Source organism: Kitasatospora mediocidica KCTC 9733 (assembly GCF_000744225.1).
GTDB lineage: Bacteria > Actinomycetota > Actinomycetes > Streptomycetales > Streptomycetaceae > Kitasatospora > Kitasatospora mediocidica.
The window spans coordinates 40,592-62,220 of sequence record NZ_JQLN01000003.1 but is presented as its reverse complement, the minus strand read 5'-3'; the positions used below and the strand labels follow the sequence as shown (position 1 = coordinate 62,220).

16 protein-coding genes are annotated in these 21,629 nt (G+C 71.3%); 4 read left to right on the top strand and 12 right to left on the bottom strand.

The window, feature by feature from the left end:
- Window positions 1-21: 21 nt before the first annotated feature.
- The 8 genes from dapA to eccD form a co-directional block, all read right to left on the bottom strand.
- A complete protein-coding gene (dapA, locus tag BS80_RS05720) occupies window positions 22-921 on the bottom strand; it encodes a 4-hydroxy-tetrahydrodipicolinate synthase (protein WP_035794069.1) in 900 nt (299 codons plus the stop codon).
- A 228-nt stretch (window positions 922-1,149) separates the two neighbouring features.
- On the bottom strand, window positions 1,150-1,893 hold the full coding sequence (thyX, locus tag BS80_RS05715) for an FAD-dependent thymidylate synthase (protein ID WP_051966133.1): 744 nt from the start codon (window positions 1,891-1,893) through the stop codon (window positions 1,150-1,152).
- Between the two features lie 36 nt (window positions 1,894-1,929).
- On the bottom strand, window positions 1,930-2,400 hold the full coding sequence (locus BS80_RS05710; RefSeq protein WP_035794068.1) for a tetratricopeptide repeat protein: 471 nt from the start codon (window positions 2,398-2,400) through the stop codon (window positions 1,930-1,932).
- Window positions 2,400-3,146: a 4-hydroxy-tetrahydrodipicolinate reductase gene (gene dapB / locus BS80_RS05705; protein WP_035794067.1), complete on the bottom strand. Its 747-nt coding sequence runs from the start codon at window positions 3,144-3,146 to the stop codon at window positions 2,400-2,402. The genes BS80_RS05710 and dapB overlap by 1 nt, the downstream gene beginning before the upstream one ends.
- An 11-nt stretch (window positions 3,147-3,157) precedes the next feature.
- Complete coding sequence (locus BS80_RS05700) at window positions 3,158-4,510, bottom strand: M16 family metallopeptidase (RefSeq protein ID WP_232246374.1); 1,353 nt, start codon at window positions 4,508-4,510, stop codon at window positions 3,158-3,160.
- Window positions 4,511-4,601: 91 nt separating this feature from the next.
- Window positions 4,602-6,809 carry a polyribonucleotide nucleotidyltransferase gene (locus tag BS80_RS05695; protein WP_035794065.1) on the bottom strand — a complete coding sequence of 736 codons (2,208 nt, stop codon included), beginning with the start codon at window positions 6,807-6,809 and terminating at the stop codon, window positions 4,602-4,604.
- Window positions 6,810-7,272: 463 nt separating this feature from the next.
- Window positions 7,273-7,563, bottom strand: coding sequence for a 30S ribosomal protein S15 (gene rpsO, locus BS80_RS05690; RefSeq protein WP_035794064.1), 291 nt, complete (start codon window positions 7,561-7,563; stop codon window positions 7,273-7,275).
- Window positions 7,564-7,703: 140 nt separating this feature from the next.
- On the bottom strand, window positions 7,704-9,161 hold the full coding sequence (eccD, locus tag BS80_RS05685) for a type VII secretion integral membrane protein EccD (RefSeq protein WP_035794063.1): 1,458 nt from the start codon (window positions 9,159-9,161) through the stop codon (window positions 7,704-7,706).
- A gap of 289 nt (window positions 9,162-9,450) precedes the next feature.
- Here eccD and BS80_RS05680 point away from each other — a divergent pair, with 289 nt between their 5' ends.
- Both BS80_RS05680 and BS80_RS05675 read left to right on the top strand, forming a co-directional pair.
- On the top strand, window positions 9,451-13,398 hold the full coding sequence (locus BS80_RS05680) for a type VII secretion protein EccC (protein ID WP_035794062.1): 3,948 nt from the start codon (window positions 9,451-9,453) through the stop codon (window positions 13,396-13,398).
- Between the two features lie 500 nt (window positions 13,399-13,898).
- Window positions 13,899-15,305 (top strand): APC family permease, encoded by a 1,407-nt coding sequence (locus BS80_RS05675; RefSeq protein WP_035794061.1) that lies wholly within the window; start codon window positions 13,899-13,901, stop codon window positions 15,303-15,305.
- 74 nt (window positions 15,306-15,379) lie between these two features.
- Here the strand turns inward: BS80_RS05675 and mycP are convergent, their stop codons facing one another.
- The 4 genes from mycP to eccB form a co-directional block, all read right to left on the bottom strand.
- Entirely contained in the window at window positions 15,380-16,648 is a 1,269-nt protein-coding gene (gene mycP / locus BS80_RS05670) for a type VII secretion-associated serine protease mycosin (RefSeq protein ID WP_035794060.1), read from the bottom strand.
- A 163-nt stretch (window positions 16,649-16,811) separates the two neighbouring features.
- The gene (locus tag BS80_RS05665; protein ID WP_035794059.1) at window positions 16,812-17,117 is read right to left on the bottom strand and encodes a WXG100 family type VII secretion target; all 306 of its coding nucleotides are present in this window, start codon (window positions 17,115-17,117) and stop codon (window positions 16,812-16,814) included.
- 86 nt (window positions 17,118-17,203) lie between these two features.
- Window positions 17,204-17,509 (bottom strand): WXG100 family type VII secretion target, encoded by a 306-nt coding sequence (locus tag BS80_RS05660; protein WP_035794058.1) that lies wholly within the window; start codon window positions 17,507-17,509, stop codon window positions 17,204-17,206.
- A gap of 188 nt (window positions 17,510-17,697) precedes the next feature.
- Window positions 17,698-19,266: a type VII secretion protein EccB gene (gene eccB, locus BS80_RS05655; RefSeq protein WP_035794057.1), complete on the bottom strand. Its 1,569-nt coding sequence runs from the start codon at window positions 19,264-19,266 to the stop codon at window positions 17,698-17,700.
- A 185-nt stretch (window positions 19,267-19,451) separates the two neighbouring features.
- On the opposite strand from eccB, the gene eccE reads away from it, so the two are divergent.
- Both eccE and BS80_RS05645 read left to right on the top strand, forming a co-directional pair.
- Window positions 19,452-20,852, top strand: a complete 1,401-nt coding sequence (gene eccE, locus BS80_RS05650; RefSeq protein ID WP_035794056.1) for a type VII secretion protein EccE — start codon at window positions 19,452-19,454, stop codon at window positions 20,850-20,852.
- The gene (locus BS80_RS05645) at window positions 20,852-21,619 is read left to right on the top strand and encodes a hypothetical protein (protein WP_198045450.1); all 768 of its coding nucleotides are present in this window, start codon (window positions 20,852-20,854) and stop codon (window positions 21,617-21,619) included. The genes eccE and BS80_RS05645 overlap by 1 nt, the downstream gene beginning before the upstream one ends.
- The last annotated feature ends 10 nt before the right edge of the window (window positions 21,620-21,629 follow it).

Sequence of the window (21,629 nt, the reverse complement as noted above, 5' to 3'; positions counted from 1 at the left end):
GGGCGCGCACGTTTGTGTCTGCTACAGGTGTACCCCGCCTGCGGCGAGATCCTCCTTCAATTGGGCAATCTCCTCAGCCGTGGCGTCGACCAGCGGAAGCCGCACCGGGCCGGCGGGCAGCCCCTGGAGGGCGAGCGCGGCCTTGGTGAGGATAAGGCCCTGGGTCCTGAACATACCGGTGAAGACCGGGAGGAGGCTCTGGTGGATGGCGGTCGCCCGGCCGACGTCGCCCGCGACGAAGGCCTCGACCATCGCGCGCAGCTCGCCGGCCACCACGTGGGCGACCACGCTGACGGTACCGGCAGCGCCGACCGAGAGCAGCGGCAGGTTCAGGATGTCGTCGCCGGAGTACCAGGCGAGGTTCGAGCGGGCGATCGCCCAGGCGGCGGCGCCGAGGTCGCCCTTGGCGTCCTTGTTGGCGACGATCCGCGGGTGCTCACCGAGCCGGACCAGCGTCTCGTGGCTGAGCGCCACCCCGCTGCGCCCCGGGATGTCGTACAGCATGACGGGCAGCTCGGTGGCGTCCGCGATGCTGACGCTGTGCCGGTAGAGGCCCTCCTGCGGGGGCTTGCTGTAGTACGGCGTGACGACCAGGAGGCCGTGTGCGCCGGCCGCCTCGGCCTGCCGGGCCAGCTCGGTGCTGTGCGCGGTGTCGTTGGTCCCGACCCCGGCGACGACGTGGGCGCGGTCGCCGACCGCCTCCACCACGGCTCGGACCAGCTGCGCTTTCTCGGCGTCAGTGGTGGTCGGCGACTCGCCGGTGGTGCCGTTGAGCACCAGGCCGTCGTTGCCGGCATCGACGAGGTGGGCGGCGAGGCGCTGCGCGCCTTCGAGGTCGAGACCGCCGTCGACGGTGAACGGGGTCACCATCGCGGTCAGGACCCGGCCGAAAGGGGTTTCTGGGGTGCTGGTCGGAGCCATGGGTCCAAAAATACTCGTAGGCGGCGGGGAGGAGGTCGGGCCGGTCCACCGTTCGGACAGTGGGCCTGCCGCACCAGGGGCCGGCTCGGGACGCGCCATAGGATTCCGGTGCTACCTGCTCGGGGGTTCAAGCAGCACCGGAATCCGTGTCCTGAGCCTAGGGAGCGCCCCTGAGGGCCGCAATCCAGAGCCGCCGGACCGGTACGTCCATCTGCCTATCAGCCCAGGTCAGGGTGCGACCCGGCCATGGGCGTTGAAGGCCGCATGGGTGAGCGGCATGAGCTCGGCCCACTGGGCCTCCATCTGCTCGGCCACCATCTCGATCTCGCGCTGCGGGAAGGACGGCGTCGTCGCGCGCTCGTCCTTGGTGCGCAGCGAGAGGAAGTGCATCAGCGAACGCGCGTTGCAGGTCGCGTACATGGAGGAGAAGAGCCCCACCGGCAGCACCGCGCGGGCGACCTCGCGGGCGACCCCCTCGGCCAGCATCTCCTGGTAGGCCTGGTACGCCTGGTGATAGGCACGCTCCATCGCCTGCGAGACGACCTTGTGCTGCTCGGGTGTGCCCGCGTGGAACTCGTACTTGCCCGGACGGCCCTGCTGGACGAGCTTGCGCTCCTCGCCGGGGACGTAGAAGACCGGTGCGAGCTCGCGGTAGCGCCCGCTCTCCTCGTTGTAGGACCAGCCGGCGCGGTGGCGCTGGAACTCGCGGAAGACGAAGATCGGCGCGCTGATGAAGAAGGTCATCGAGTTGTGCTCGAAGGGCGTCCCGTGCCGGTCGCGCATCAGGAAGTTGATCAGACCCTTGGACTTCTCCGGGTCCTGCTGGAGCGCGTCGAGGGACAGCTCCCCCGCGGTCGAGACCCGGGCCGCCCAGACCACGTCCGAGTCGCCGGCGGCGCTGCGGACCAGCTCCACCGTCACATCGCTGCGGAACGTCGCAGGCTGCAGGGCCTGTGCCACTTCGTCGGTCACTCGCTACTCCTCTTTCGAACCATCTGCGCGGACAGCCTAGGGGACCCGGACCGGGGACCCGGCCGGGGACGCGTCGGCGCGCAGCTTGATGGCGTGGTGCATGGTCTTGCGGGCCCGCGGGGTGTCCCCCGCATCGGCGTAGGCCACCGCGAGCCGGAACCAGACCCGCCAGTCGCCGGGCTGCTCCTCGGCCTCGGCCTGACGACGGGCGAAGACCTCGTCGGCCGAGTCCCGGTCGATCCGGCCGCCCTGGGTGCGCCGCAACTCGTCCACCGGCAGGCCGCCCTCGGCCTCCAGCTCGCGCGACATCGCCTCCGTGGTCCGCCCGAACCGGACGGTCTGGCGCAGGAACCACACCCCGATGGCCGGGATGACGAACGCGCAGATCCCGATGCCGATGCCGAGCAGCTTGCCGGTGGCGATCAGCTGGATCCCCTCGCCGACGCAGACCAGGGAGGTCAGCAGCAGCACAGCGGCCAGCACGAAGAACCCGGTACGGGAGGTCATCACAGGTCCAGGAAGTGTTCGAGGCCGAAGGTCAGGCCGGGGGTCTGACCGACCGTGCGCACGCCGAGCAGGATGCCCGGCATGAAGCTGCTGTGGTGCAGCGAGTCGTGCCGGATCGTCAGGGTCTCCCCGGCGTCGCCGAAGAGCACCTCCTGGTGGGCCAGCAGCCCGCGCAGCCGCACCGAGTGCACCGGCACCCCGTCCACGTCCGCGCCGCGCGCGCCGGGCAGGCCGTGCGTGGTCGGGTCGTCCTGGCGGCCCAGGCCGGCCGCGTCACGGGCGGCGGCGATCAGCTGCGCGGTGCGCGTCGCGGTGCCGGACGGGGCGTCGGCCTTGCGGTTGTGGTGCAGCTCGACGACCTCGACGGTCTCGAAGAACCTGGCCGCCTGCTGGGCGAAGCGCATCGTGAGCACGGCGCCGATGGAGAAGTTCGGCGCGATCAGCACACCGACGCCGGGCGCCGCGGCCAGCCAGCCGTTCAGCAGCTCCAGCCGCTCGGGCGTCCAGCCGGTGGTGCCGACCACCGAGTGGATGCCGTTCGCGGTGCAGTACTCCAGGTTCCGCATCACCGCGTCGGGGTGGGTCAGTTCGACGACCACCTGGGCGCCGGAGTCGACCAGCGACGACAGCTCGGAGTTCCGGCCGAGAGCCGCGACCAGTTCCAGGTCGGGGGCGGCCTCGACGGCCTTGACCGCCTCGGAGCCGATCCGCCCGGAGGCGCCAATGACGGCGACGCGCAGAGTCATGGAAGATCCTTTCAGGCCAGCAGGTCGACGAGCTTGGCAGCCCGCTTGTCGGCGATCGGGCCGATCAGCGCGAGCGAGGGCCGGTGGGCTCCCAGCACATCACGGGCGACCGCCTGGACGTCCTCCAGGGTGACGCCGGCGATCTTCCCCAGCATCTCGTCCACCGAGAGGTGGTGGCCGTAGCTGAGCTCGGCCTTGCCGATCCGGTTCATCAGCGAGCCGGTGTCCTCCATGCCGAGCACGGTGGAACCGGAGATCTGGCCGATCGCCCGGGTCAGCTCCTCCTCGGTGATGCCGTCCGCGACGACCTTGGCGAGCTCCTCGCGGCAGATCCGCAGCACCTCCTCGACCCGCTTGGGCTGGCAGCCCGCGTAGATGCCGAACAGGCCGCTGTCGGAGTACGAGGAGGAGTACGAGTAGACCGAGTAGGCCAGCCCGCGCTTCTCCCGGACCTCCTGGAAGAGCCGCGAGCTCATCCCGCCACCGAGCGCCGCGTTGAGCACGCCCAGCGCCCAGCGCCGCTCGTCGTGCCGCGGCACGCCCGGGACGCCGAGGACCAGGTGGGCCTGCTCGGTCTGACGGTTGAGCACCTCGACCTGGCCGGCCGTGCGGACCGCCTTGACACCCCGCCGGGGTTCGACGGGCAGGGCCTCGGACTTGGCCAGGACCGCCGCGAAGGCCTCCTCGACCTGCTTGACGACCTTCTTGTGGTCCAGGTTCCCCGCGGCCGCGACCACCAGGTGCTCGGGCTTGTAGCGGCGCTTGAAGAAGCCGGCGATCTGCTCACGGCTCAGGCCCTTGACGGTCTCCTGGGTGCCCAGGATCGGCCGGCCGAGCGGCGCGGAGCCGTAGATCACCTTGGCGAAGAGGTCGTGCACCACGTCGCCCGGGTCGTCCTCGGCCATCGCCATCTCCTCGAGGATGACGCCGCGCTCGGCCTCAACGTCCTCGGTGCGGATCAGCGAGCCGGTGAGCATGTCGCAGACCACGTCGATGGCCAGCGGCAGGTCGGTGTCGAGCACCCGCGCGTAGTAGCAGGTGTTCTCCTTGGCGGTGAAGGCGTTCATCTCGCCGCCGACCGCGTCCAGGGCGGCCGAGATCTCCAGCGCGCTGCGCCGCTCGGTGCCCTTGAAGAGCAGGTGCTCCAGGTAGTGGGTCGCTCCGTTCAGGACCGGGGTCTCGTCCCGGGAGCCGACGCCGACCCAGACGCCGAAGGTCGCGGAGCGCACCGTCGGCAGGGTCTCGGTGACGACCCGAAGGCCGCCGGGGAGGACGGTGCGGCGCACGACGCCGGCGCCGTCGACGCCCTTGAGCAGGGTCCGGGTGGTGCCGGGGCGCTGCTTCGCCGCCGAGGCCTGGGGCACGAGTGTTCCTCTCACAACAAAGACACAACAGGGTGCGGCCCGTACGCTCCGAGTCCGGAACGTACGGGCCGCGGGTGGAGCTAGGGACGCATCACTCGGATGCGGCCTCTTCGCCCTCTTCGCCCTCGACGACCGGGATCAGCGACAGCTTGCCGCGCGGGTCGATCTCGGCGATCTCGACCTGGACCTTGGCACCGACGGCCAGCACGTCCTCGACGTTCTCCACGCGCTTGCCACCGGCGAGCTTGCGGATCTGCGAGATGTGCAGCAGGCCGTCCTTGCCCGGCATGAGCGAAACGAACGCGCCGAACGTCGTGGTCTTCACCACGGTGCCCAGGTAGCGCTCGCCGACCTCCGGCATGGTCGGGTTGGCGATCTGGTTGATCGTCGTACGGGCAGCCTCCGCCGAGGGACCGTCGACCGCACCGATGTAGATGGTGCCGTCGTCCTCGATGGTGATGTCCGCGCCGGTGTCCTCCTGGATCTGGTTGATCATCTTGCCCTTCGGGCCGATGACCTCGCCGATCTTGTCCACCGGGATCTTGATGGTGATGATGCGCGGCGCGTTCGGCGACATCTCGTCGGGCGCGTCGATGGCCTCGTTCATCACATCGAGGATGTGCAGACGGGCGTCCTTGGCCTGCTTGAGCGCGGCGGCCAGGACGGAGGCCGGGATGCCGGTCAGCTTGGTGTCCAGCTGAAGGGCGGTGATGAAGTTGCGGGTACCGGCGACCTTGAAGTCCATGTCGCCGTACGCGTCCTCGGCACCCAGGATGTCGGTCAGCGCGACGTAGTGCGTCTCACCGTCGATCTCCTGCGAGATGAGGCCCATGGCGATACCGGCGACGGCGGCCTTCAGCGGCACACCGGCGTTCAGCAGCGACATGGTCGAGGCGCAGACCGAGCCCATCGAGGTGGAGCCGTTGGAGCCCAGCGCCTCGGAGACCTGGCGGATCGCGTAGGGGAACTCCTCGCGGGTCGGCAGCACGGGCAGGATCGCCCGCTCGGCCAGCGCGCCGTGGCCGATCTCGCGGCGCTTGGGCGAACCCACGCGGCCGGTCTCGCCGACCGAGTACGGCGGGAAGTTGTAGTTGTGCATGTAGCGGCGACGCGTCTCCGGGGAGAGCGTGTCGAGCTGCTGCTCCATGCGGAGCATGTTGAGGGTGGTGACGCCCAGGATCTGGGTCTCGCCACGCTCGAACAGGGCCGAGCCGTGCACGCGCGGGATGGCCTCGACCTCGGCGGCCAGCGTACGGATGTCCGTCACGCCGCGGCCGTCGATGCGGACCTTGTCCTTGATGACGCGCTCGCGCACGATCTTCTTGGTCAGCGCGTTGTAGGCGGCGCTGATCTCCTTCTCGCGGCCCTCGAACGCCGGGAGCAGCTTCTCGCCGGCCAGCGCCTTGACGCGGTCCAGCTCGTTCTGGCGGTCCTGCTTGCCGGCGATCGTCAGCGCCTTGGACAGCTCGTCCTTGACGGCGGCGGTCAGTGCGGTCAGCACGTCGTCCTGGTACTCCAGGAAGACCGGGAAGGTGCCGGTCGGCTTGGCGGCCTGGGCGGCCAGCTTGGTCTGCGCGGCGCACAGGACCTTGATGAACGGCTTGGCGGCCTCCAGGCCGGCGGCGACGACCTCCTCGGAGGGAGCCTCGGCGCCCTCGGCGACCAGCTGGATCGTCTTGGTGGTGGCCTCGGCCTCCACCATCATGATCGCGACGTCACCGTCGGGCAGCGCGCGGCCGGCGACGACCATGTCGAAGACGGCGTCCTCGAGCTCGCTGTGGGTCGGGAAGGCAACCCACTGGCCGCGGATCAGCGCGACGCGGACGCCGCCGATCGGGCCGGTGAAGGGCAGGCCGGCCAGCTGGGTGGAGGCGGAGGCCGCGTTGATGGCCACCACGTCGTACAGGTGGTCGGGGTTGAGCGCCATGACGGTGACGACGACCTGGATCTCGTTGCGCAGGCCCTTGACGAAGGACGGGCGCAGCGGGCGGTCGATCAGCCGGCAGGTCAGGATGGCGTCCTCGGAGGGACGGCCCTCACGACGGAAGAACGAGCCGGGGATCCGGCCCGCGGCGTACATCCGCTCCTCGACGTCCACCGTCAGCGGGAAGAAGTCGAAGTGCTCCTTCGGCTGCTTGGAGGCGCTGGTGGCCGACAGCACCATGGTGTCGTCATCCAGGTAGGCCACGGCCGAACCGGCGGCCTGACGGGCCAGACGGCCGGTCTCGAAGCGGATGGTACGGGTGCCGAAGGAACCGTTGTCGATCACGGCCTCGGCGTAGAACACGTTCTCTTCCACCTGGAAGATCTCCTCTTTCGTACGTTTTCCGGGAGAGCGCCCCCGCGCATGCCTGCCGTTGGCCCTGGCCTGCCGGGCCGGTCTTCGATCGAAGCCCCCGGGTCGTCCGCTCTTGCTGGGACTCCCGGCGGCCACTACCGAGGACCGGCGCCTCTCGGCTGCCGAGCCCGGTCGGCGGTCCGCACTGGACGCTCTCCTGGATGCGGGCGGCTTCCGTTTGAAGCCTGCGGCCCGCTGGGGGTCTGGCACTGCTGCTCGGGCGGCGCTGCTTACTGCGCCATCACCGGCATGCCCACAACCCTACGGTGCAATCCTCGGCCACCTCGGGAGGCGGCCGTGGTTTTCACTCCTGCGTACTGCTGTCCTGCCGGACGCCCGGACGCGGTGTTCGGTCCACCGCACGGTCGGGCGCGATACGCGCGAGGGGCGGCTCCCCGGTGGGGAGCCGCCCCAGGCGGCGGTCTTAGCGGGCGCCGCCGGCGGCACCACGACGGATGCCGAGACGGTCGACCAGCGTACGGAAGCGCTGGATGTCCTTCTTGGCCAGGTACTGCAGCAGGCGACGACGCTGACCGACGAGGATCAGCAGGCCACGACGGCTGTGGTGGTCGTGCTTGTGCATCTTGAGGTGCTCGGTCAGGTCCGAGATGCGGCGGGAAAGCATGGCGACCTGGACCTCGGGGGAGCCGGTGTCGCCCTCCTTCTGGCCGAACTCGGCAAAGATCTGCTTCTTGACGTCGGCGGCGAGAGCCACTGCAACTCCTTCAGGGGTTACCGAGCGATCCTGGTCTACGGCACAGGATCAATGAGAACTCGGTGTCGTACATCGACCGCGGCACGCGTGTCAGGACACGGCACAGCCACGGTTCTGCAGCCACCCTACCAGTGCGCAGGTCAGCTCGTGGTGCCACGGACCAGGGCGTAGACGTCCAGCACCGCCAGCGTCAGCGGGACCAACGACATCAGCATCAGGCTGTCCACCATGTCCAGGATGCGCCCCCAGAAGGGCGAGACCCCGAGCCTGGGCACCACCAGGGCGATGGCGATCAGCAGCACCGCGCCCAGCGCGACCGAGCCGCCGAGCCAGATCGTGCGCAGGTCGACGGCGGTGGTGCTGGTGGCCTTGAGGATGAAGAGCGGGGTGTGCAGCGACAGGCCGAGGATCAGCAGGGACAGGCCGAGCAGGCCCGCGACGGTCAGGCTGAAGACCTGCGCGGTGTAGCGGAACAGCCGGGCCCGCAGCATCGTCGAGACGCCCAGCGTCAGGGCCAGCAGCTGCGGGAACATCGCGTTGGTGAAGCCCAGCACGGTGCAGGCCCCGACGATCACCGCGGCCGCGCCGCCGACCAGGCCGACCAGCACCTCGTGGCCGCGCCGGGCCTGGTGCGCGATCCGCTCATACTGCACGGCCTCGGCCCGGGAGCCCTCGTCCAGCGACCGGGAGCCGCGGGTGCGGGCCTGGCCCGGGGCGCTGAAGCCCACCGGGAGCCGGGCGAAGCGCGCGGAGAGGCTGGGCAGGAAGCCGATCGCGGCGACCGCCACCACGCCCGCGACCGCCGCGATGTGGTTGGCCGGGGTGGTCGGGAGCAGCACCGCGGCGAAGGTGGCGAGCGTGCCGGCGGCGGCAAGGAAGGCCGAGGCCACGAAGACCGAGTCCTTCTCCGGCAGCAGGCCCACCAGCAGCACCGAGACCACCAGCATCGAGACGCAGCCGACCAGGAACTGCAGCCGGCCGGGACCGTCGCCCAGGTGGTCGACGGCGAGGACGCCGGTGCCCGCGATCAGGGCGTGCGGCAACGCGCCGATGCCGAGCACCAACGCGGCGCCGTGGTCGTCGTACACCCGCGCCCGGACGCCGGCGAAGGCGACCAGCAGCACGGCGGTGACCCCGCTGAACACGCCGGGCAGGCCGTGCATGTCGTGGCGCAGGTCGGCGAACCAGAGCGCGAAGCCGAGCAGCACGATCAGCAGGCCCGCGCCGACCAGGCCGAAGGACCGCATCAGGTCCGGGCTCCAGAACCGGCGATCGGCCTCGACCGCGCTGGCGATCGCGTCCGCGACGTCGTCGTAGACCGCCGGGGGCAGCGACTCGGCGAACGGGCGCAGGCTCAACAGGTCGCCGTCGCGCACCTGTTGAGCGGCCAGCGGCAGCCCGCTGTCGAGCACCGTGCCGTCCCGGCGGACCAGGTGGAAGCCGGTCGGCGCACCGTCCGCCTGGGTCTGTCCGGAGAGTCGCAGCACCTCGGGATAGACGTCCGCGAGCGGCACGTCCTCCGGCAGAGCGACATCGATCCGGCTGTCCGGTGCCACGACGGTGACCCGGACGAACCCGGTCGTTGTGTTCACACTCACCGACTGCTCCCCCTGCTGATTTCCTGCTGGCATCCGCGCCCCGGCCGGTCCGGGAACTGACACGATCCGGGCCAGAGTTGGCGCGGCGTCACCCTACCGCCCAGGCGTACCCCCGTGCCCGGGTACCCCGCACCACGGGGTGGCGCGGGCTCGGTAGGATCGGCCCCTGCGCATGGCGCACGGGGGCCGCAGGGACTCGCCCGCGTGTCAGCCGCCGTCCGCGCTGGGGGCAGAGCAGTCACAGGGGCGCCCCCTCCGGGACCTGTCGAGGCGCGTGAGGGCAGATGTCGTGAGTGTCGTTACCGTCAAGCGCCCGGCCCGGGCCTACCCGCCGGTGGTCCCGGACGAGCCGGTGGAACTGGTCACCCCGCCCGAGCTGGCCCGTGGGGGCGGCGACGACTGGATGATGAGCCTGCTGCCGCTGCTCGGCATGGGCGGCTCGGCGGCGTTCTTCTTCATGCCGGGCTCCGCGCCGATGATGAAGATCATGGGCATGATGATGGTCGCCTCGACCGCCGGCATGGGCGTGGCCCAGATCGTGCGGGCCCGCAAGGGCGGCAACGGGGGTGTCGCGGACGAGCGGCGCGACTACCTCAAGTACCTCCAGCAGATGCGCCGCCAGGTCCGCCGGACCGCCGAGCGCCAACGCGGCGCGCAGCTGTACCTGCACCCGGAGCCGGACCAGCTCTGGTCGATCGTCGCCGAGGGCCGCCGGCTGTGGGAACGCCGTCCGAGCGATCCGGACTTCGCGCAGATCCGGCTGGGACGCGGCCCGCAGCAGCTGGCCACGCCGCTGGTGGCGCCGCAGACCGCGCCGATGGACGAGCTGGAACCGCTGGCCGCCGACGCGATGGCCAACTTCCTGAAGGCGCACGGCACCCTGCAGGACCTCCCGCTCGCGGTCTCGTTGCGCGCCTTCTACCACATCACCGTCTGCGGCGACCCGGACACCGTCTACGGCAACGTCCGGGCGATGATCGCCCAACTGACCACCCTGCACTCCCCCGACGACCTGATGGTGGCCGTCGCGGCCGCCCCCGGCGCGCTGGACGAGTGGGAGTGGGCCAAGTGGCTGCCGCACACCCAGCACCGCAAGGAGAACGACGGCGCCGGTTCGCGCCGGCTAATCGCGCCCGGCCTCGGCGAGCTGGAAGTGCTCCTGGAGGACGAGTTGTCGGGCCGCCAGCGCTTCTCGCGCGACGCGATCCCCACTCCCGACCAGCCGCATCTGGTGGTCATCATGGACAACGCCTCGGTCCCGCAGGACTCGATCCTGGCCGGTCCGGACGGTGTGCACGGGGTGACCGTGATCGAGGTGGTCCCCGGCGACATCGACGAGCCGACCGGCCACCTGGTGATCAACCTCAGCAGCGACGAACTGGTGCTGCAGTCGGCCTCCGGCGCCTCGTACAGCGGCGCCCCCGACACCCTGTCGGTCTGGCAGTCCGAAGCGCTGGCCCGCCAGCTGGCGCCCTACCGGATCTCGGCCGGCGGCGACGACGAGCCGCTGCTGTCCAACCTGGACTTCACCGACCTGATGGGCGTCGGTGACGCCGGCTCGGTCGACGTCAGCCGCACCTGGCGCCCGCGCGCCCAGCACGAGAAGCTCCGGGTGCCGATCGGCGTCGGCGCCAACGGCGAGCTGGTGAACCTGGACATCAAGGAAGCCGCGCTGGAGGGCATGGGCCCGCACGGCCTGTGCGTCGGCGCCACCGGCTCCGGCAAGTCCGAGCTGCTGCGCACCCTGGTGCTGGGCCTGGCCATGACGCACTCCTCGGAGAACCTCAACTTCGTCCTCGCCGACTTCAAGGGCGGCGCCACCTTCGCCGGCATGGCGGACATGCCGCACACCTCCGCGGTGATCACCAACCTGGAGGGCGAGCTCACCCTCGTCGACCGGATGCGCGACGCGATCGAGGGAGAGCTGAACCGCCGCCAGGAGCTGCTGCGTTCGGCCGGCAACTACGCCAACCTCAACGAGTACGAGCGGGCCCGGGCGGCCGGCGCCGCGCTGGACCCGATGCCCTCGCTCGTCCTGATCATCGACGAGTTCTCCGAACTGCTCACCGCCAAGCCAGACTTCATCGACATGTTCATCCAGATCGGCCGGATCGGCCGCTCGCTCGGGGTGCACCTGCTGCTGGCCTCGCAGCGCCTGGAGGAGGGCAAGCTGCGGGGCCTGGACACCTTCCTCTCCTACCGGATCGGCCTGCGCACCTTCTCTGCGGCCGAGTCCCGGGCGGCGATCGGCGTGCCGGACGCCTACCACCTGCCGCCGGTGCCCGGCGTCGGCTACCTGAAGTTCGGCACCGACGTGATGGACCGCTTCAAGGCTGCGTACGTCTCGGGCCCGTACCGCGCGCCCGGCCAGCGGCGCTCCAGCGGACGGGTCTCGCACGCGCTGCCGGTGCTCTTCACCGCGGCCGAGGTACCGGTGACCGAGCTGCCGGCGCAGGAGGTCGAGCCCGAGCCCGAGCAGTTGGACGACGCGCTGGTGGACACCGTGCTCGACGTGATCGTGCAGCGGATGGTCGGCCAGGGCCCGGCGGCGCACCAGGTGTGGCTGGCGCCGCTGGACGAGGCGCCGAGCCTGGACCAGCTGGTCCCGCCGCTCCAGGCCACCCCCGAACGCGGCCTGACCTCGCCGGAGTTCGGCGCGCTGGGCCGCCTGGTGGTGCCGGTCGGCATCGTCGACCGGCCGCGCGAACAGCGCCGCGACGTGCTCTACCAGGACTTCTCCGGCGCGGCCGGCCACGGCCTGGTGATCGGCGGTCCGCAGTCCGGCAAGTCGACCATGATCCGCACCATGGTGGCCGGCTTCTCGGTCACCCACACCCCGGTGGAGACCCAGTTCTACCTGCTGGACTTCGGCGGCGGCGGCTTCCAGAGCATCCAGGAGCTGCCGCACGTGGGCGGCGTCGCCGGGCGGCTGGACACCGACAAGGTCCGCCGGATGATCAGCGAGGTGCACGGCGTCCTCAACCGGCGCGAGGAGCTGTTCCGGGCCACCGGGATCGACTCGATCACCACCTACCGCACCCGCCGGGCGGCCGGACAGCTGCCGGACGAGCAGTTCGGCGACGTCTTCCTGGTGATCGACGGCTGGCTGACCTTCCGCCAGGAGTTCGAGGCGCTGGAGCCGGTGGTCGCCGACATCGCCCAGCGCGGCCTCGGCTACGGCGTCCACCTGGTGCTGACCGCCTCGCGCTACGCCGAGGTCCGCCCGGCCCTCAAGGACCTGTTGCAGAACCGCACCGAGCTGCGCCTGGGCGATCCGATGGAGTCGGAGATCGACCGCAAGGTCGCCCAGAACGTGCCGGCCGGCGCGCCCGGCCGTGGCCTGACCGCCGCCAAGCTGCACTTCCTGGCCGGCCTGCCGCGGCTGGACGGCTCCTCGTCCAAGGACGACCTGGCGGCCGGCGTCGCCTCGCTGGTCGAGACGGTCGGCGCCGCCTGGACCGGCCCGCGCGCCCCGCAGGTGCGGATGCTGCCCCGGGTGCTGGACGGCCACACGCTGCCCAAGGGCTTCGAACTGCCCGAGCGCGGTGTCGCGTTCGGCATCGACGAGGTCGAGATGGCGCCGGTCTTCGTCAACTTCGAGACCGACCCGCTCTTCATCGTCTTCGGCGAGAGCGAGTCGGGGAAGTCCGCCATGCTGCGGATGCTGATCAAGCAGATCACCGAGCGCTACACCTCCGACCAGGCCGGCATCGTGGTCGGCGACTACCGGCGCGCACTGCTGGGCGCCGTCCCGCCGGAGTACCTGGTGGAGTACGCGGCGGCACAGCCGGCGATGGCCTCGATCGTCGACATGCTGCGTGGCGCCTGCGCCCGCCGGCTGCCCGGCCCGGACGTCACCGCCGACCAGCTGCGCAACCGCAGCTGGTACTCCGGCAAGGACATGTTCGTGATCGTGGACGACTACGAGCTGGTGGCCACCTCCTCCGGCAACCCGATGGCGCCGCTGGCCGAGTTCCTGCCGTTCGCACGGGACATCGGCCTGCGGGTGATCATCGCGCGCAGCGCCGGCGGCGCCGGCCGCTCGATGTTCGAGCCGGTGATGCAGCGGATGAAGGAGCTGGGCGGGCAGGGCGTCATGCTCTCCGGCAACCGGGACGAGGGCGCACTGCTCGGCACGGTCAAGCCGCAGGCGCTGCCGCCGGGCCGCGGTGTCTTCGTCTCGCGCCGGATCACCAGCGGACAGATGGTCCAGACCGGTTGGCTGCCGGTCGGGTAGCCGCTACGGACAGTGAGCACGGGCCGGCCGCGAAGCCTTCGCGGCCGGCCCTTCGCGTCCAGGGGCTGGACCGGACCGGAATGTTATGGACTTTTTCTCGGGCCCGTGCTGCGGATGTCGTCGCCGCGACGCGGTGCGGCCGGGGTAGCTGGGGCCGCAGATGACGCCTGGACAGAAGTGATCATCGGCACATCAAGCCTTCGAATCAAACGCTCTATGCGAAGTTCACCTTGGATTCAAGTCTCGTTGGCCAAAGTTAACAAGTCGGACATCAATCGTCACGACGGTAAGTGATCATCGGATCCGAAGTTCACGGGCGTTCACGCAACGGATTCCGAAGCATTTCCGGCATTGACGCAATCAATACGCACCAGGTTCCATGGCGGCCTGGGAGCGAGCACCAAAGACGCAGGCAACCCCCTCCGGAGGCGATACCGCTCCCCCACCCCAGCACCGCACAGGAACCGCGCGTCGCCGCGTCGAGCCGATCGGAAGCCCCCATGACCGACACGCTTCGCCCACCCGCCCCCGCCCCGGCGGTGACGGTCAGTACCGTCGACTCCCCGCGGCAGCTCAAGCGCTCGCTGGGTGTCGTGGGCGGCACGCTGCTCACGCTCTCCTGCGTGACGCCGGCCTCCTCGCTCTTCGTCCTGGTACCGACGCTCTTCAACAGCCTGGGCACGGCCACCGCGCTGACCATCGGGATCGGCGCGATCATCTGCGTCGCGGTGGCCTTCTGCTACTCCGAGCTCGGCACCCTGATCCCCAGCGCCGGTGGCGAGTACGCCATGGTCGGCACGCTGGCGGGCCGCTTCGCCGGCTGGCTGGTCTTCATCCAGTCGATGATCGTCGTGATGATCGTGCCCTCGGTGATCGCGATCGGCACGGCCGCCTACCTCGCCCCGATCGTGAACCTCAGCCCGGCGGTCGCCGGCGGCGCCGTGATGCTCGCCGCCACCGTCGCGGGCCTGCTCGACCTGCGGGCCAACGCCTGGATCACCGGCATCTTCCTGGTCCTGGAGGTGATCGCGGCCGGCGTCGTCTCGGTGCTCGGCTTCGCGCACAGCCAGCGCGGCCTGGGCTCGCTCATCCACGGCGTGACCGCCGACGCCCACGGGGTCACCAGCCCGGTCGGCCTGGGCGCGATCCTCGCCGCGATGGGCACCGCGCTCTTCGTCACCCAGGGCTTCAGCACCGCGATCTACCTCTCCGAGGAGCTGGAGAACCCGCGCCGCAACGTCGCCCGTACGGTGCTCTGGACCCTGGGCCTGTCCGCCGTGGTCATCATGGTGCCCGTCGTCGCCATCACCCTGGGCGCCCCCGACCTGGCGACGCTGACCGGCGGCGACATCTCCGGCATGGTGGCCGGCTGGAGCGACTCCGCGCTCGGCACCTTCATCAGCCTGTGCATCGCGCTGGCCATCATCAACGCCGGCATCGTGATGGTCATCCAGAACTCCCGGGTGCTCTTCGCCTCCGGCCGCGACAAGGCCTGGCCCGCGCCCGTCAACAAGGCCTTCGGCACGCTCAACAAGTTCAACGCGCCGTGGGTGGCGACCCTCGCGGTCGGCCTGCCCGGCGCGGCGCTCTGCTTCGTCCCCGGCACCCTGCTGACCAACATCACCGGTGTCGCGGTCGCCGCGCTCTACATGCTGGTCGCCGTCGCCGCGCTGCTCTCCCGCCGGGCCCACCACAAGGACGCCCCGGCCTGGCGCCAGCCGCTCTGGCCGGTCCTGCCGGTGCTGCTGATCGTGGCCCTCGGCTACACGCTGACCCAGCTGGACCACACGGCCCTGATCTGGACCGGCGCGATCACCGCCGCCGCCACCCTGTACTGGGCCTTCTACCTGCGCCCCCGCCAGGACACCCACTGGGTGATCACCGTCCCGGAGGACGGCGAGGCCTGATCCCGCCCCAGCAGCAAGGCCGAGGGCCCGGACACACCCCCATGGTGTCCGGGCCCTCGGCCTTGCTGCTGCGGTCAGACCGGGCGCCCACCGCGGCGGCGGAAGTCGCGCAGCACCACCGAACCGCCGCCGAGCAGCGCGACCAGCAGGCCGGCGGTGGCCAGCACGTAGGTGGCGGTGCGGCGGTCGCGGTCGGCCTGGGTCTCGCCGAGGCCGAGCGGCTGGGGCAGGATCGGCGCGTTGGCCAGCTGGACGGGGGCGTCCGCGACGGGCTGGGCGGCGGGCGGGGAGGTGTCGGTGACGGCCTTGACCGGGTCGACCACCCCCCAGCCGATGTAGTCGTTGCGGCCGCGGTCGGTGCGCTGCGCGGTCTGCTCGATCCGGGTGCGGATCTGCTGCGCCGTCCAGTCGGGGTGCGCACCGCGCAGCAGCGCCGCGACGCCCGCGACGTACGGGGCGGAGAAGCTGGTGCCGTTGTCGACGCACTGGCCGCCGACGGGCACGGTGGAGAGCATGTCGACGCCCGGCGCCGCCACCCCGACGAAGCCGCCGTACTGCGAGAAGGAGGCCCGCTCGTTGTTGCGGTCGGAGGCGCCGACCGCGAGCACGGTGGGGAAGGCGGCGGGGTAGGTCGGGCCGTCGTTGCCGTCGTTGCCGGAGGAGGCCACGACGACGACGTTCGCCGCCTCGGCGGCCTGGACCGCCTGGCGCAGCTGGTCGATGCCCGCGAAGGACCCGCTGGGGTCGGTCCCCCGGACGTCCTGCGAGATGTTGATGACCTGGGCGTGGCGCTGGACCGCCGTGTTGATCGCCTGGATCAGGGTGTTGACGTCGCCGTCGCCGGTGTCGTCGTTCTGCCGGATCGACAGGATGTCGGCGTCGGGGGCAAGGCCCACGAACCCGACGCCGTCGCGCTTGGCGGCGGCGATGATGCCGGCCACCTTGGTGCCGTGGCCGACCGTGTCGGTCATGCTGCCACCGGGCACCGGCTGGTTGTTGTTGGACTTGTCCACCAGCAGCGAGCCGCCGTCCTGCACCTTGTTCGGGGCGGCGAGTTGCGGGTTGCGGTTGTCGACTCCGGTGTCGATCACCGCGACCAGGACGCCCTTGCCGGTGACCGTGCCGCCCTGCCAGAGCTGGTCGAGCAGCACCCGTTGCAGGGACCACGGGGTGGCCGCGACGTCGGGGGACGGGAAGACGCAGTCGCCGGTGGCGGCGATGCCCAGCGGGGACCAGTGCACGCCGGGCGGATCGGCCGCGTAGGCCGGGGCGACGGCCGGGCCGGCCAGCACCCCCAGCGCGGCCAGCACGGCGGCACCCCTGCGGTACGACCTCGACGACACCTGTTCCCCCTCGACTGCGTCCTGCGTGGTTCTACGCACCGGAGGCGGGCGCCCGGTTCCGGACGCCCGCCCCATGTCGTGCTCGCGCGCCGCCCCTGACCGGGGCGGCGCGCCGAGCCCGTACCGGCACCCGCGCCGAGACGCGGGTGCCGGGCCCGGGCTCTCAGGCGCCGTTGGCCCAGATGTTGGTGTTCGACGTCTCGGTCTGGGTGTAGCTCTGGTGAGCGTTGTCCAGCGCCGTCGCGATCTGGTTCAGCGTGGTGTGCAGGTCAGCGGCCTTCGCGTCCCAGACGGCCTGGCGGGCCTGGTAGCCCTCCTGCGCCGCGCCGGTCCAGCTGCTGGCGATGCGGGTGACGCCGGCCTTCAGGTCGTCCAGCTGCTGCTGGATCGTGTTGGCCGTGGTGCGGACCTCGGTGCCCGCGTTCTCGATGGTGCCGAAGTTGACGAGGATGTGACCGTCGGCGGCCATGATGACTCCTTGCGAGGAAGAGGGGTTGACCGGGCTCCCCGAAACCGGGACGCCCGGTGCGGTCTACGCTGCGGAAACCGGCGCGATCAGGCGCCGGAGACGCCGCTGAGCGAGGAGCGCTGGTCCTCTTCGGTGGCGGAGTACTGCTTGGTGGTGGCGTCGATCGCCTGCTTGATCTCGTCCAGCACCTTGTTGAGCGCGGTCGCGTCCTCGTTCCAGCGCTGCTGCAGCTGGTGGTAGGCCGTCGCAGCCGCACCCTGCCACCCCGCGGTGATCGACTCGACCAGGGAGTTGAGCTTGGTGAGCTCCCCCTGGATCTGCGAGTTCACCTCGGTGATCTTGCCTGAAAAGGCGCGCATCTCCTCAGCGGTCGTCGTGAACTGACCAGCCATATTCCACCGTCCCCCATGAGACAGACCCTGTCAGGAGGCGATGTCTTCCAACCCACCCGACCGCATCACGGTGTGATGCCTGCCCAGCACTGTAGTCGCCGAGTGCGACAGGCCCAACACCGGGACGCATTTGGTTACCAGACCCTGACAGACCCGGACGTCGGGCAGGCCCGGCTTCTGACGGATCGTCAGGAGTTCTGGGCCTGCGTGGCGGTCTTGGTGTTCAGCGCCGGACCGGCCGGGACCAGGTCCGACCAGGCCTTGGGAACCAGGGCCGGCACGGTGTCCTTGTAACCGAGCCTGGCCTGCGCCTCGTTGATCTGCGGCTGGGCGGCTCCGGCCGAGGGACTCGGGCTGGGCGCGCTGCTCGCGGTGGCGTCGGTGCCCTCACTGGTGGCGGGAACGGAGTAGCGCAGCCCGGTCTCGGTGATCAGGAAGTCGCTGCCGGAGCCGTCGCTGGACGCGTCCATGGCCCGGTAGAACAGGCCGTGGCCCGGGCTGACGTGGGCACTGGCCGAGCCGATGGTGAACGAGGCGGGGAAGTTGCTGTCGGCCCAGACGCTCTGCTGGACGGCGTTGCCGTTCATCCCGTCGAAGGTGCTGCACACCACCTGCCGCCCGCTCTGCGCACTGCCGGCGTTGGCCGGGGCGGCCGCGGGCTTGGCCTGCGGCCAGTCCGGGGCGGCGGCGAGCGGGCCGCTGGCGGCCTGCTGCTGGCTGTAGTTGGCGTTGTCGGACGGGGTGATCGGGTCGATCGTCGGGCTCTTGCCGTCGTAGGTGTTCTGGAGCAGCGGCCGCTGGCTCATCAAGGCGGCCTGAAACGCCGACACCTGGTAGAGCCGGGTGCTGCCGACCACGTAGTCGGAGTCCCCGAAGGAGACCAGCCGACCGACGAACCGCTCGGCGGGGTCAGAGAGTTGGACACTGGACGGGGTCTTGCCCTGGGTCAGCCCGGGCACGTCGGGGAAGGTGATCGCGGTGCCCTTGGACAGGGTGTTCAGCCACTGGTCGGTGACCCGCTCGGGCTGCGCGTTGCCGAACAGCCCCGAGCGCAGCGCCCGCAGATCGACGTCGCTCATCCCGGCCGACCCGACCTCGTGCTTGCGGCCCTGTGGGTCGATCAGGTAGCGGGTGCCCTCGACGCCGTTCTGGTCGATCGCCTGGACGTAGAGCGACTGGGCGCCGGAGAGCACCTTGTTCGGTGCCGCGAGTACCGTGGCGTCGGCGCCGGCGGCCACGAAGACGGCCTGGTTGGGGTGCGCGGCGTCGGCGCCCGGGCGGTCGCAGACCGACCACTTCTTCGTCTTGCCCGCGTCGTCCGCGCTCGGCAGCTTGTCCGGCGCGTACGGGATGCCGATGGTCGGCCCGTGCACCTTGTAGTCGTCCAGCACCGAGTCGGCGACCAGGACGACCTTGGAGTCGACCGGCAGCACGAGCTTCGCGGAGGCCATGTTCAGCACCGGGTGCAGCACCTTGGTGCCCTCGGGGCCGGGCAGGATGACGTAGCGGGTCGTCGAGTCCTTGCCCAGGATGATGTTGCTGCCGCTGTCCCAGCCCTGCGGGGCGCTGGGCTTGATCATGCCCCAGACGCCGAACCCGGCCACGATCACCGCGGCCAGCACGAGCGAGGGCACCACGGCCCGGATCGGCCTCGGGGCGTCCTCGTCGTTGCCGCCTCCGCCCGGCTGCAGGAAGGCGCCCACGGTGCGCTTGCGCGCGAAGGTGTACGCGTTCAGCTCGTCCCGGCGTGCTGCCATGCTCGTCGTCTCCCCTGTTACGGCTGCTGCGGTGAAGCGGTCGATCGCGGTTGCGAGTCTGCCACCCGGAAGGTGCGCTACGGGTCCAACCCTCTACGATGCGGCAGACGGTGAGTACGGTACGGGTACCGTTCACCAACCGGCCAGCCGGGCCGTGACAGCTGATCAGAGAGGTCGCACGGGGGATGCCAAGCCAGACCGCCGCAAGGCGACGTAAGAACGGGCACGGCAGGCGAGGAAACCCGGACGGCGGCGGCGGCCGACGCGCCGCGGCGCCTGCGCCCGTCCCGTCGCCGGAGGTGGCGGGAGCCGCCGCGGTCCCGGTCCGGGTGCACCCACGGCCCGGGCTGCTCGGCAGTCGGCTGCTGCTCCAGCAGCTCGTGATGATCGAGGTCGCGGTCGCCCTGGTCGCGGTCGGATGGACCGTCAGCAGGACGCTGGCCGGGGTGTTCGCGGTGCCCGCCGTGGTGCTGCTGGTGCTCGCCGTGGTCCCGGTGCGCGGACGCACCCTGCCGCAGGCGCTGCGGATCCGCGCGGCCGTCCGGGCCCGCCGCCGGGAGGCGCAGGGCTACGTGCCGCCGCCCGGCACCGACCCCGGCCTGGCCCCGGTGCTGGAGCTGGAGCCCGCGCTGCGCACCTGCACCCACGCCACCGAGACCGACATCGGCGCCGGCCGCCCGATCCGCCGGGAGACCGGCATGATCGGCGACGGCACCTTCCTGACCTCGCTGCTGCTGGTGCAGGCGAAGGACCAGCCGCTGCGGCCGACCCGCACCGCGCTGCCGCTCCCGCTGGAGGTGCTCTGCTCCGCGCTGCGGGTGGACGACATCGCCCTGGAGTCGATCCAGCTGGTCCAGCACACCCAGCCCGCCCCCGCACCGCACCTGCCGGAGCAGGCGCTGGCCACCCGCGCCTACCAGGAGCTGTCCGACGGCCTCTCCACCCCCGCGCTGCGGCTCACCTGGGTCGCGCTCAAGCTCGACCCCGAGCGGGCCGGCACCGCCGTGCTGGCCCGCGGCGGCGGCGAGGACGGCGCGCGCAAGGCCCTGCAGCGGGTCACCGACCAGCTGGCCGGACGGCTGAACGGGGCCGGCTTCACCGCCACCGTGCTGGACGAGCGCGAGCTGATCGCCGCGCTCTCCATCGCCACCTGCGCCAACCCGCTGGCCACCACGGGCCGGCAGGGCAGCGGTGGCGGCGGCGGAGCCGGCCGCCGGACCCAGGAGAGCAGCCGGTTCTGGCGCATCGACGACCGCTGGCACTCGACCTACTGGATCTCCCGCTGGCCGCAGCTCGGCCGCCCCGGCGGCGCCCCGGGCCGGATCTCGGCCCCGGACCTGGTCAACCTGGTCACCGGCACACCCGCCCTGGCCAGCACCTTCAGCCTGACCGCCCGCCCGGGCACCGGCGGCTCGGTGGCGATCACCGGGCACGTCCGGGTGGTGGGCCGCAGCGAGAGCGAGGTCGGCGAGGTCGGCCGGCAGCTGGAGCAGCGTGCCCAGAGCACCGGCCTGGGCCTGGCCCGGCTGGACCTGGAGCAGGCGCCCGGCGTGCTCACCACGCTGCCCCTGGGAGGGACTTCCTGATGGCGTACCAGACCTACCCCACCCAGACCCCCTCGGACGGGAACGAGCGCATCCGCGCGGTGGCCCGGATCCGGGCCGGCTTCGGCCTGCGCGGACCGCGCCGCGAGCAGCACGTGCTGACCGCCGAGGACCTCGGCGCGCTCTCCTTCCCGGTCGGCGACGACGGCGTGCTGATCGGCGAGGACCAGCAGCGCCAGCCCGCCGTGCTGGGCCTGTTCCGGCCCACCGCGTACGACGTCGTGCTCGTCGGCGGGCTGTGGACGGCGCAGATCATCGCGCTGCGGGCCGCCGCGACCGGCGCCCGGATCGCGGTGGAGACCGCCCGCCCGCAGCACTGGGCACCACTGGCGCAGGCCGCCGGCGGCGGTCAGCCGTGCATGACGGTCCATCCGTTCGGGCGGATCGGACCGCAGGGCGCCTCGGTCTCGGCGCCGGTCCTGGTGGTGCGCGACCTCGGCGCCAAGCCGCCGCGCAGCCGCCTGTCGGCCAGCCCCTGGCAGAGCACCCTGACGCTGCTTCCGCACCTGGGCCCCAACGCGGCCCGGGTGCTGAACGCCGCCGACCTGGTCGGCGTGCAGCGGGTCGCCCCGTCCGAGGCCGAGTTGATCGGGCGGGTACTCTCGCTCGGCAGCCAGGACATCGCCGGGCTGCCGACCCTGAGTGACAACTTCACCCTCTGGGCCACCCGGATCCGCAGGCAGTTCATCCGGCTCGAACCCGGTGCCGCAGAGGGCCAACTGCTCGGCGGCCCGCGGCGGATGGACTGAGAACGCCGGG